Here is an 11,689-nt window from a genome sequence, read left to right as displayed (position 1 = left end):
CCATTTTGTCAATGGGGGTTAGGCTCGTGTCATGACCGACGCGCAGACCCCCGCGGCCCCCGGGGCCCTCGAGCTGGTGCGCCGCTTCGTGAACACGCGCGACCTGGATCTCGGCACGGACGCGCTGGCCGAGGAGGCGGGCTGGCTGGCCTGGAACCGGACCGACCCCGCGGCGTCCGGGCTGGGGGTGGCCGGAGGCGCGACCGACGCCGAGCTCGGACGCCTGCGCGAGCTGCGCGAGGCGCTGCGGGCCGCGCTGGTCGCCCACCACGACCGCGCCCCCGTGCCGGACGAGACGGTCCGGGCGCTGGACGCCGCGCTGGCCTGGTCCGCCCCCGCCGCCGGCTTCGGGGAGGCCGGGTTGGTGCTGCGGCCCGCGGGGACGGGCGCCAGGGCGCTGGCCGGCGCCGTGCTCGCCGCGGTGGCGGACGGGCTCGCCGAGGGCACGTTCGGCCGGCTCAAGGCGTGCGGCCGCGACACCTGCCGGTGGGCGTTCTACGACCGGTCCCGCTCGCGCACGGGGCAGTGGTGCTCGATGAGCGGCTGCGGGAACCAGGCCAAGCAGGAGCGCTGGCGGGCCCGCAACTGACGACGTGGCGTGCGCGTTTCCCGCGTGTCGGACGCGGCGGAGATCCGGCGAGGTGTGTGTACGATGGCCGACATGGCACAGGCGCTTCTGCTTCTTGGTCGCCGTAGCGAGTCCTAGGCTCTCCCTCAGATTGGTGGGATCGAGCGTCAGGCTCACTCGCTGCGGAGTTCGTCGCGCGCCTGGCATCTTCGACTTTCACCCAAGGAGACACCCATGACCACCACCAGCAACGCCCACGGGGCCCGCGTGCAGCAGGGCTCCCCGGTGCAGCAGCCCAGCCCGATGCCGTTCCACCGCTACCGCGCCTTCGAGCCGGTGCAGGTGCCCGACCGCACCTGGCCCGACCGGAAGATCACCCACGCGCCGCGCTGGCTGAGCACCGACCTGCGCGACGGCAACCAGGCCCTCATCGACCCGATGACGCCCGCCCGCAAGCTGAAGATGTTCGAGCTGCTGGTCAGGATGGGCTACAAGGAGATCGAGATCGGGTTCCCGTCGGCGTCCCAGACCGACTTCGACTTCGTCCGCAAGCTGATCGAGGAGGACCGCGTCCCCGACGACGTGCAGATCTCGGTGCTGACCCAGGCGCGCGAGGATCTGATCTCCCGCACGGCCGAGTCGCTGCAGGGGGCGCGGCGGGCCAACATCCACATGTACAACGCCACCGCCGAACTGTTCCGGCGCGTCGTGTTCAACGTGGACGAGGCGCAGTGCATCGCGATGGCGACCCGCGGCACCGAGATGGTGATGAAGTACGCCGAGCAGTACCTGGGCGACACCGAGTTCGGCTACCAGTACAGCCCCGAGATCTTCACGCAGACGCCCACGGACTTCGCGGTCGAGATCTGCAACCGGGTCGCCGACGTGTGGCAGCCCGGGCCCGACCGGGAGATCATCTTCAACCTGCCCGCCACGGTGGAGATGAGCACACCCAACACCTACGCCGACCAGATCGAGTACTTCATCCGCAACGTCCGCGGCCGCGACAACGTCGCGGTCTCCCTGCACCCGCACAACGACCGCGGCACCGCCGTCGCGGCCACCGAGCTGGGCATGATGGCCGGCGCGGACCGCGTCGAGGGCTGCCTGTTCGGCCACGGCGAGCGCACCGGCAACGTCGACCTGGTGACGCTGGGGCTGAACCTGTTCAGCCAGGGCATCGACCCCCAGATCGACTTCTCCGACATCGACGAGATCCGACGCACGGTCGAGTACTGCACCGGCCTGCCCGTGCACCCGCGCCACCCCTACGCCGGCGACCTGGTCTACACGGCGTTCTCCGGCTCGCACCAGGACGCCATCAAGAAGGGCCTCGAAGCGCTGGCCAAGAAGGCGGACGCCGAGGGCGTCGGCATGCACGAGATGGCCTGGGAGGCGCCCTACCTGCCGATCGATCCGTTCGACGTGGGCCGCACGTACGAGGCCGTGATCCGGGTCAACAGCCAGTCCGGCAAGGGCGGCATGGCCTACATCATGAAGAACGACCACAAGATGGACCTGCCGCGCCGGCTGCAGATCGAGTTCAGCCGCGTCGTCCAGCAGCACACCGACGCCGCCGGCGGCGAGGTCGGCGCCGAGCTGATGTGGCAGATCTTCGAGAACGAGTACTTCGGCGACCACACCCCGCTGGAACTGGTCCAGTACAAGCTGTCCGCCGAGGACGGCATCTACACCGTGGACGCCGTGCTGAAGGTCGACGGCGTCGAGCGCCAGGTCGGCGGCGAGGGCAACGGCCCCGTGTCGGCGTTCGTGGACGCCGTCGCCGCGGCCGGGTTCCCGGTGCGGGTCCTGGACTACACCGAGCACGCGCTGAGCGCCGGCGGGGACGCCCTGGCGGCGGCCTACGTCGAGGCCGAGGTCGGCGAGGGCGACGACCTGCGCGTCCTGTGGGGCGTGGGGCGCCACAGCTCGATCATCACCGCGTCCATGCGGGCCGTCATCAGCGCGATCAACCGCACCGACCGCCCGGAGTGACCCTCCGCGACGCCCGCCCCGACACCGTGCGGGGCGGGCGTCGCGTCGTCTCCGGCCACCGGGAAGGCCCCGCGAAGGCGGCCCTCATCGTGGACCCGGCAGCGGCGGCGTCACGGTGTCCGTAAACTGCACGAGGTTCGTGTCAGTTGAAAGCTAGGAGACCTCATGGAACTCACCCCGGCACTGCAGGAGGATTTCGACACCGTCGTGCGCCGGAACCCGGGCGAGGCGGAGTTCCACCAGGCGGTCCGGGAGGTGCTGGAGTCGCTCGGCCCGGTCATCGCCAAGCGCCCCGAGTACGTCGAGATGGGGATCATCCCGCGCATCTGTGAGCCCAACAAGCAGATCATCTTCAAGGTCAACTGGCAGGACGACGCCGGCCGCGTGCACACCAACCGCGGCTTCCGGGTCCAGTTCAACAGCGCGCTCGGCCCGTACAAGGGCGGCCTGCGGTTCCACCCGAGCGTGTACCTGGGCATCATCAAGTTCCTCGGTTTCGAGCAGATCTTCAAGAACGCCCTCACCGGCATGCCCATCGGCGGCGGGAAGGGCGGCTCGGACTTCGACCCCAAGGGCAAGAGCGACAACGAGATCATGCGTTTCTGCCAGTCCTTCATGACCGAACTGTCGGGCCACATCGGCCACGACATCGACGTGCCCGCCGGTGACATCGGCGTCGGGTCGCGCGAGATCGGCTTCATGTTCGGGCAGTACAAGAAGCTCACCGGGCGCTACGAGTCCGGCGTCCTGACCGGCAAGGGCCTCGACTGGGGCGGCTCCCGCGCCCGCACCGAGGCGACCGGCTACGGCACGGTGTTCTTCGCCGAGGAGATGCTCAAGCTGTCCAAGGAGAGCTTCGAGGGCAAGAAGGTCGTGGTGTCCGGCTCGGGCAACGTCGCGATCTACGCCCTGGAGAAGGTCAACAAGCTCGGCGGCACCGTCGTGGCGATGTCGGACTCCTCGGGCTACATCGTCGACGAGGGCGGCATCGACCTGGAGCAGCTCCAGGACCTCAAGGAGGTGCGTCGCGGCCGGATCTCGGAGTACGCCGAGGCGAACCCCGGCGCCCGCTTCGTCGAGGACGGCATGATCTGGGACGTCCCCTGCGACATCGCGCTGCCCTGCGCCACCCAGAACGAGATCAACATCGGCGGCGCCCGCGCGCTGATCAAGAACGGCTGCACGCTGGTCGCCGAGGGTGCCAACATGCCCTCCACCCCGGACGCGATCCGCGCGTTCGCCGCCAACGGCGTCCGGTTCGCGCCGGGCAAGGCCGCCAACGCGGGCGGCGTGGCCACGTCCGCGCTGGAGATGCAGCAGAACGCCTCCCGGGACTCCTGGAGCTTCGAGCACACCGAGGAGCGGCTGCACGACATCATGGTCGGCATCCACGAGCGCTGCTACGAGACCTCCGAGGAGTACGGCGCGCCCGGCGACTACGTCGTCGGCGCGAACATCGCCGGCTTCCTGCGCGTGGCCGACGCGATGATGGCGCTGGGCGTCATCTGAGCGCCCCTCGCTGCGCCTCCTCGCCCCCGGACGCCGCACGGCGTCCGGGGGCGCGTCGCGTCCGGGCACGCCACCGCTGGGGAGGCAGCCCATCACGCGGGGGATCGCGTCGGGTACGTGAGCGGCCACCGTTCGGGCACTCCCACGGCGCCCGTGGCCGCACCGCGACCCCGGTCGGAACAGCGTCCCAGCGGCACTAGAATGGGAGTCATGTCCAAAGTGCTCATGAAGCTCCCGGTGGGGGAGAAGGTCGGTATCGCCTTCTCCGGTGGTCTCGATACGTCCGTGGCGGTGGCGTGGATGCGCGAGAAGGGCGCGATCCCCTACACCTACACCGCTGACATCGGGCAGTACGACGAGCCGGACATCGAGTCGGTCCCGGGGCGCGCCGCCGCGTACGGCGCCGAGGGCTACCGCCTGGTCGACTGCACCACCGAGCTCGTGAACGAGGGCCTGGTCGCGCTGATGTGCGGCGCCTTCCACATCCGCACCGCGGGCGTCCCCTACTTCAACACCACGCCGTTGGGCCGCGCCGTGACGGGCACCATGCTGGTGCGCGCCATGCGCGAGGACGACGTGCACGTGTGGGGCGACGGCTCGACCTACAAGGGCAACGACATCGAGCGGTTCTACCGCTACGGCCTGCTGGCCAACCCGCAGCTGCGGATCTACAAGCCGTGGCTGGATGAGGACTTCGTCTCCGAGCTCGGCGGCCGCGACGAGATGAGCCAGTGGCTCACCCAGCGTCAGCTGCCCTACCGCGACAGCCAGGAGAAGGCGTACTCCACCGACGCCAACATCTGGGGCGCGACGCACGAGGCGAAGACCCTGGAGTACCTGGGCACCGGCATGGAGATCGTCGAGCCGATCATGGGCGTGGCGCACTGGCGCGACGACGTCGAGATCGCCCCCGAGGTCGTCACCATCGCCTTCGAGCAGGGCGTCCCGGTCACCATCAACGGCGCGACGTTCGCGTCGCCGGTCGACCTGGTCCGCGAGGCCAACGCCATCGGCGGACGCCACGGCCTGGGCATGAGCGACCAGATCGAGAACCGGATCATCGAGGCCAAGAGCCGCGGCATCTACGAGGCGCCCGGCATGGCGCTGCTGCACATCGCCTACGAGCGCCTGGTCAACGCGATCCACAACGAGGACACCGTCGCCAGCTACCACAACGAGGGCCGCAAGCTCGGCCGGCTGCTGTACGAGGGCCGCTGGCTGGACCCGCAGTCCCTGATGGTCCGCACGTCGCTGCAGCAGTGGGTCGCCTCGGCGATCACCGGCGAGGTCACCCTCAAGCTGCGCCGCGGCTGGGACTACTCGATCCTCGACACCACGGGCCCGGCGCTGTCCTACCACCCGGAGAAGCTCTCCATGGAGCGCGTCGAGGACGCGGCGTTCGGCCCGGTCGACCGGATCGGCCAGCTCACCATGCGCAACCTGGACATCGCCGACACCCGGACGCGGCTGGAGCAGTACTCCACGCTCGGCCTGGTGGGCGGCGCGATCTCCGAGCTGGTCGGCGAGCTGAGCACCGGCGAGGCGAGCGCGATCACCGCGGGCGTCGAGGGCGCCTCCGAGGAGATCGACGACGCCCAGTTCATCGCGGGCATGGAGGGCGGCACCGACTGAGTGGCCCCTCGACGCGAACGCCCCGCTCCGATCCAGGAGCGGGGCGTTCGCGCGTCCGGGCTCGGCCCGGTCCCGGTTGGCCGCGGGCGTCGGGCGGGCGTCGGGCGGGCGTCGGAGGAAATACGCGCGGGGACGAGCCTTTCCTCTGACGCCCCCGCTCTCGCCGCGGGGGCCTCAGAAGATGTCCTGGGCGTCGGCGTTGTAGAGCACGACGCCGGGGAACTGCTCGTTGACGAACTCGGTGAGGAAGATGATGTCGTCGGTGTGCTCGCGTTCCTCGTCGTCGTCGAAGTGCAGGACGAGTTCGGTGTCGTAGTCGTCGAAACCCTCGGGCAGCGTCGTCGTGCGCCGCAGGAACGCCCCGAGCGTGGGCGGGTCGATCGAGCGGCCGTCCTCCTGCCGGATCTGGAACCACATGCCCCAGCCGTCGGCCTGCCGCAGCACCACGTTGGTGAACGCGGGCCAGTGCAGCTTCTCCAGCGTGACCGTGTAGGAGCCGACGTCGAAGAAGCGCTCCTTCACCAGCGCGGCCAGGCCCTCGGGGGTGAGGCCGCCGGTGGCGTCCTTGAGCAGGGCGAAGATCGTGAACACGGGCTTCCTCGGGGTGGAGCGCGGCGCGGGTCGGTCGCGCCCGCCTGACGAGGGGAGCCTAGCGGGCCGATGACACCGTCCGGCGGCGTCCCGCGCCACGGGTACCCGGTTCGGGGAACGCGGCGGCGACACCCGCGTGGTTACAGTTCCGGCACCCGTTCGGGCCGACGTCACAGCGGCGCCTGTCCGGAGCAACGGCCAGTTTCCAGCCTTATCAGAGCACCTTTCGCGTTTCTACATTGAAAGGGAAGCATCCGATCGAGGAGGACAGATGACCAGGGTGGTGGACGCACAGGGGCGCCTCCTCGAGGTCCTGCTCGAGCGTGCGTCGTTCATCACCGGGCCCGAGCTGGCCGCCGTGCTCGGGGTGTCGGCGAAGTCCGTCTACCGCATGGTGGTCGACCTCAACCACGACGACGCGATCATCGAGTCCCGCCGTGGCCGCGGCTACCGCCTCGACCGGGAGGCCTACCTGCGCCGACTGAGCTCCGGGGAGGGCCGCCCCGAGGGGTCCGTGACGCCGCCGGAGCGCCGCCGGCGCATCCTGCGCGAACTCCTCGACGCCGCGCGGGGCGTCCCCGGGGAGGACCTGGAGCGGGGCCACTTCATCAGCGACAGCCAGGTCAGGGCCGACCTGAAGGAGATCGATCAGCTGCTCGCCCCGTACGCCCTCAAGGTCCGGCAGCGGTCGGGCCGGTACGTGGTCGTGGGTCGGGAGGCGGCGATCCGCAGCGTCCTGGCCGACCTGCTGCGCGACGGGGCCCCGGAGGTGACCCACCCGGGTCCCGGCTCGTCGCTGCAGGCCGCCGACATGGAGTTCGCCCGGGGCGAGGTCGCGTTCATCACCGGACGGCTGGGTGCGGTGCTTCCGCCGCCCTACGACCTGAATCTGGCCACCCACCTGTACGTGCTGATCGCGCGGACGCGCGCGGGAGCCCGCAGCGACGCGGCCCCGGGACCGACCCCGAGCGGCGACGCGGGCCGGCAGCGCCGCTACTGGGAGGTCGCGGCCGAGGTGCGCGGCCACGTGGAGCGCCATCTGGGCCGGCCCCTGCCCGACGGCGAGACCGACCACATCTACGCCTACATCGCCTCCTCGAGGCTGGACCCGACCGCCCCGGTGCCCGCGCCGGCCGCGGACGAGGCGAGCCGGGTCGTCGGCGAACTGGTCGCCCAGATGAGCCGCGCCCAGGGCGTCCGGTTCGGCACCCAGCGGCTGCTGACCGACCTGGCGCGCCACGTGCGGCCGATGCTCAACCGGCTGCGGTTCGGCCTGTACGTCACCAACCCGGTCCTGCCACAGCTCGCCTCGTCCTATCCCGCGCTCCTGGCGGACCTCACGCTGGCCACGGCGCAGGTCGGGCGCGACTTCGGGCTGCCCGAGGTTCCTGCGGACGAGGTGGGGTTCATGGCCCTGTACTTCGCCCGGGAACTCGAACTGTGCGCCACGCCCGTGAGCGCGCTGATGGCCTGCTCGTCGGGCGTGGGGACGTCCGAACTCCTGCGCGCGAAGGCCGCCCGGTTCTTCCCGGAGATCAGCGTGGTCGGCGTCGTGGGGGCGTCTCAGGTGGCCGCCGCGCTGGCGTCGGAGCCGTCGATCGACCTCGTCATCACCACCGTGGGGATCCCTGACCCCGTCACCGTCCCCGTCGTCCTCGTGGACGCCATGTTCAGCCCAGAGAGCCAGGATCGTGTTCGAGCAACGCTTCGCCGACTCGGCTGACCCCGTGCGCGCCGTCCTCGACGGGCTGCCCGCCACGACGCTCCCGGACGCCTACCGCCGGGTCGCCGCCCGCGTCGCCGCGGCCGAGGGCCTGGACCCCGACGACCTGGTGGCCCGGCTGCTCGCCCGCGACGCCGAGGGGAGCACGGCGTTCGCGCCCGGCGCGCTGATGCCGCACTGCACCCTGCCCGGCGCCGGAGCCTCGCACGTCCTGTTCGCCCGTCCGGCCGCCCCGCTGGACCACCCCGAGCACGGCCCCATCGGCCTGCTCGTGTTCCTGTTCGTCCGCGACGACGGCCCCGCCGTCACCGCGGCGGCCATCGCGCGGACCGTCCGCGCCCTGGCCGACGACGACCTCGTCGCCACCCTGCTCTCCGCCCCCGCGATCGGTTCGTCACGTTGATCGGACGCCTGGGGGCGTCCCGCACCAGTTGAGGAAGGAAACCACCATGGCGAGATACGTCGCTATCGCCGCGTGCCCGACCGGCATCGCGCACACCTACATGGCCGCCGAGAAACTCGAGGCCGCCGCCGTCGCCCGCGGCGACGAGATGAAGGTCGAGACCCAGGGCTCCATCGGAACCGAGAACGAGCTGACCGCCGAGGACATCGCGGCCGCCGACGGCGTCATCATCGCCGCGGACAAGGAGGTCTCCACGGAGCGCTTCGCCGGCAAGCGCGTCCTGATCACCGGCGTCAAGGAGGGCGTGGAGAAGCCCGAGGATCTGCTCGACCGGGTCGCCACCGCGCCGGTCCTGGGCGGCGACGTCGCGGTCCAGAAGAAGGCGGATACCGCGGCCCCCCAGAACATCGGTGGAGCCATCTACAAGGCGCTCATGAACGGCGTCTCGCACATGATCCCGTTCGTCGTCTGCGGCGGCATCATGATCGCCCTGGCGCTCGGCATCGGCGGCGTCCCGACCGCCGGCGGCGGCGTCGAGGTCCCTGCCGACAGCTTCTGGCAGAACATCCTGCAGATCGGCACCCTGTCCTTCTCCCTGATGATCCCCGTGCTGTCGGGCTTCATCGCCCAGGCCATCGCCGACCGCCCCGGCCTCGTCGTGGGCATGGTCGCCGGCTTCATCGCCAACCACGGCGACGCCTTCCCTTCCTCACCGTCACCGGCTCGGACGGCGAGCCGACCGGCCTCAACACCGGCTTCATCGGCGCGATCGTGATCGGCTTCATCGCCGGGTACGTCGCCAAGCTGCTCCGCGACATCCCCTGGCACCGCTACGTCAAGCCCATCGTCCCGATCCTGATCATCCCGATCCTCGGCACGGCGACCGTCGGCCTGCTGTACGTCTACCTGCTCGGCCGCCCGCTCGCGGCGGTCTTCAACGGCCTCACCGCCATGCTCGCCGGGATGTCGGACTCCTCGATGGTCGCGCTGGCGATCGTCATCGGCCTCATGATCTCCTTCGACATGGGCGGCCCCGTCAACAAGGTCGCCTTCCTGTTCGCGGGCGGCATGATCGCCACCGACGGCGGCGCCGTCATGGGCCTGGCAGCGGCCGCCATCGCCGTGCCGCCGCTGGGCATGGGCCTGGCCACGCTGGTGCGCCGGAAGCTGTTCACCGCGCAGGAGCGCGAGGCCGGCATCGCGGCCCTCTTCATGGGCTTCTTCGGCATCACCGAGGGCGCGATCCCGTTCGCGGCCGCCGATCCGCTGCGCGTCATCCCCGCCAACATGGTGGGCGGCGCGGTCGCGTCCGTGGTGGCCGCGCTGTTCGGCGTCCACGACGTCGTGATGCACGGCGGCCCGATCGTCGGCTTCCTGGGGGCCGCCACCCCGCTGCTCGGGTTCCTGTTCGCGATCCTGTGCGGCGCGGTCGTCACCGCCGTCGTCGCGATCGTGCTCAAGTCGATGCGCAAGCGCGTCGACGCCCCCGCCTCGGCCCCGATCCCGGCCCCCGTGGCCGCCTGAACCGGAAGGTCCCCCTCATGGCTCGACTCCTCGACATCCTGGATCCCTCCTCGATGGATCTCGACTTCACCGCCCCGACGACCGATGCGGCCATCGACCAGCTCGTGGCGCTGATCGGCAACACCGGCGCGATCGTCGACCCGGTCGCCTTCGCGGACGCCGTCAAGACCCGCGAGGCGACGTCCTCGACCGGACTGGGCGACGGGATCGCGATCCCGCACGGCAAGTCCGACGGGATCTCCCGCCCCGCCGTGGCCTTCGCCCGGTCGGTGGCGGGGGTGCCGTGGGGGGCCGGCGACGGCTCGCCCGCGAACCTGATCTTCCTCATCGGCGTGCCGGCCGCGCAGGCCGGCGACGAGCACCTGCGGATCCTCGCCATGCTGGCGCGCCGTCTGGTGCGCCCGGCGTTCCGCGAGGCGCTACTGTCGGCTGACGGGCCGGCGGAGGTGCGGGCCGTCCTGGAAGAGGTGAGTTCGTGACCCGGCCGTCCGCGTCCCTGCAACCGCTCACCGCGCCCGTCCGGGGCTACGACTGGGGTTCGCCCACCGCGATCCCCGACCTGCTCGGGACGCCGGGGGCGGGCGAGCCGCAGGCCGAGATGTGGTTCGGGCGCACCCCGGTGCCCCGCGCTCGTCGGTCCGGCGGCCGAGCCGCTGGACGCCGTGCTGCGCCGCGAGCCCGGGCTGGCGGGGGAGCGGGCCTGGGCGGTGGGCAACGGTCAGTTCCCGTTCCTGATGAAGCTGCTGGCGGCGGCCCGCCCGCTCTCGCTCCAAGTGCACCCCACCCGCGAGCAGGCGGCCGCCGGCCACGCCCGGGAGGACGCGCACGGCCTGTCCGTCGCCGACCCGACGCGCAGTTACAAGGACGTCAACCACAAGCCCGAGATCATCGTGGCGATCACGCCCTTCCGGGCCCTGTGCGGGTTCCGCGCACCGGCGCGGTCGGCCGAGGAACTGCGGGCGCTGCTGGGGTCGGACGCGGACGCCGAGGCGGCGCGCCGTCTCCTGACCGCGCTCGACCGCGCCGACGAGGGGGCCGCCCTGGAGGAGGCGCTGGTCGCGATCCTGTCGCCCGACACGGGGATGGAGCGGGTCGCCGAGACGGTCGTGGCCGCCGCGAGGCACGGGGACGCTCCCGCCGGGTCCTCGGCGGAGACCGTCCGGCTCGTGGCCGACGCCTACGGGGCCGACCCCGGCGTCCTGGTCGCGCTGCTGCTCAACCGGGTGGACCTGCTGCCGGGCGAGGCGTTGTTCCTGGACGCCGGGCACGTGCACGCCTACCTGTCCGGGCTGGGCCTGGAGGCGATGGCCACGTCGGACAACGTGCTGCGTGGGGGGCTGACCAGCAAGCACGTCGACGTCCCCGGGCTGGTGGAGATCGTCTCGTTCGCACCCGCGGTCCCGCACCGGATCACTCCGGTCGTGTCCCGCGCGGACGGGGTGACGGTGACCTCGTACGCCGCCCCCGTCCCCGACTTCTCGGTGCACGTGATCGACGGCGAGGGCGGCGCCCGCACGCTGGAGGCCCTCACCGGCCCGAGCGTGCTGGTGGTGACGGCCGGCGCGCTGACGTTCGGCGTCGGCGAGGAGGAACTGGTGCTGCCCCGGGGGGCGGCCGCGTTCCAGGCGGTCGGGGACCCGCTGCGCGTCCTGGCCGGCCGGGGCCGTGCCTACCTCACCACGCTGGGGTCCGCCTAGCGCACGACGCGACGAAGGGGCCCGCGCTCGCGGGCCCCTTCGCCGTG

The 11,689-nt window shown here is 71.5% G+C and carries 9 protein-coding genes and 1 pseudogene; 9 read left to right on the top strand and 1 reads right to left on the bottom strand.

The annotated features are described in order from the left end of the window. Nucleotides 1–31: 31 nt before the first annotated feature. The 4 genes from G7070_RS00455 to argG all read left to right on the top strand — a co-directional run bounded on the left by G7070_RS00455 (nt 32) and on the right by argG (nt 5,704). Nucleotides 32–589 carry a CGNR zinc finger domain-containing protein gene (locus tag G7070_RS00455; RefSeq protein WP_166230915.1) on the top strand — a complete coding sequence of 186 codons (558 nt, stop codon included), beginning with the start codon at nt 32–34 and terminating at the stop codon, nt 587–589. Nucleotides 590–802: 213 nt separating this feature from the next. Beyond that, entirely contained in the window at nt 803–2,563 is a 1,761-nt protein-coding gene (gene leuA / locus G7070_RS00450) for a 2-isopropylmalate synthase (protein WP_166230912.1), read from the top strand. Nucleotides 2,564–2,728: 165 nt separating this feature from the next. Further along, a complete protein-coding gene (gdhA, locus tag G7070_RS00445) occupies nt 2,729–4,072 on the top strand; it encodes an NADP-specific glutamate dehydrogenase (protein WP_166230908.1) in 1,344 nt (447 codons plus the stop codon). Between the two features lie 201 nt (nt 4,073–4,273). Further along, the gene (gene argG, locus G7070_RS00440; RefSeq protein ID WP_431977909.1) at nt 4,274–5,704 is read left to right on the top strand and encodes an argininosuccinate synthase; all 1,431 of its coding nucleotides are present in this window, start codon (nt 4,274–4,276) and stop codon (nt 5,702–5,704) included. Nucleotides 5,705–5,878: 174 nt separating this feature from the next. On the opposite strand, the gene G7070_RS00435 is transcribed toward argG, so the two are convergent. Next, nucleotides 5,879–6,295 (bottom strand): hypothetical protein, encoded by a 417-nt coding sequence (locus tag G7070_RS00435; RefSeq protein WP_166230902.1) that lies wholly within the window; start codon nt 6,293–6,295, stop codon nt 5,879–5,881. Nucleotides 6,296–6,566: 271 nt separating this feature from the next. Between G7070_RS00435 and G7070_RS00430 the strand changes: the two genes are divergently transcribed. From G7070_RS00430 to manA, 5 genes and pseudogenes are all read left to right on the top strand, one after another. Further along, nucleotides 6,567–8,018 (top strand): BglG family transcription antiterminator, encoded by a 1,452-nt coding sequence (locus G7070_RS00430; RefSeq protein ID WP_166230899.1) that lies wholly within the window; start codon nt 6,567–6,569, stop codon nt 8,016–8,018. Beyond that, nucleotides 7,987–8,421 (top strand): PTS sugar transporter subunit IIA, encoded by a 435-nt coding sequence (locus tag G7070_RS00425; RefSeq protein ID WP_166230896.1) that lies wholly within the window; start codon nt 7,987–7,989, stop codon nt 8,419–8,421. The genes G7070_RS00430 and G7070_RS00425 overlap by 32 nt, the downstream gene beginning before the upstream one ends. A gap of 46 nt (nt 8,422–8,467) precedes the next feature. After that, nucleotides 8,468–9,945, top strand: a pseudogene (locus tag G7070_RS00420) (PTS fructose transporter subunit IIC). A gap of 17 nt (nt 9,946–9,962) precedes the next feature. Beyond that, on the top strand, nt 9,963–10,424 hold the full coding sequence (locus tag G7070_RS00415; protein ID WP_166230893.1) for a PTS sugar transporter subunit IIA: 462 nt from the start codon (nt 9,963–9,965) through the stop codon (nt 10,422–10,424). Between the two features lie 183 nt (nt 10,425–10,607). Then, on the top strand, nt 10,608–11,642 hold the full coding sequence (manA, locus tag G7070_RS00410) for a mannose-6-phosphate isomerase, class I (RefSeq protein WP_166230890.1): 1,035 nt from the start codon (nt 10,608–10,610) through the stop codon (nt 11,640–11,642). The last annotated feature ends 47 nt before the right edge of the window (nt 11,643–11,689 follow it).

The sequence above is a fragment of the Propioniciclava coleopterorum genome (genome assembly GCF_011393335.1).
GTDB lineage: Bacteria > Actinomycetota > Actinomycetes > Propionibacteriales > Propionibacteriaceae > Propioniciclava > Propioniciclava coleopterorum.
The sequence above is the reverse complement of the archived record's forward strand: the minus strand, read 5'-3'. Positions and strand labels throughout refer to the sequence as shown.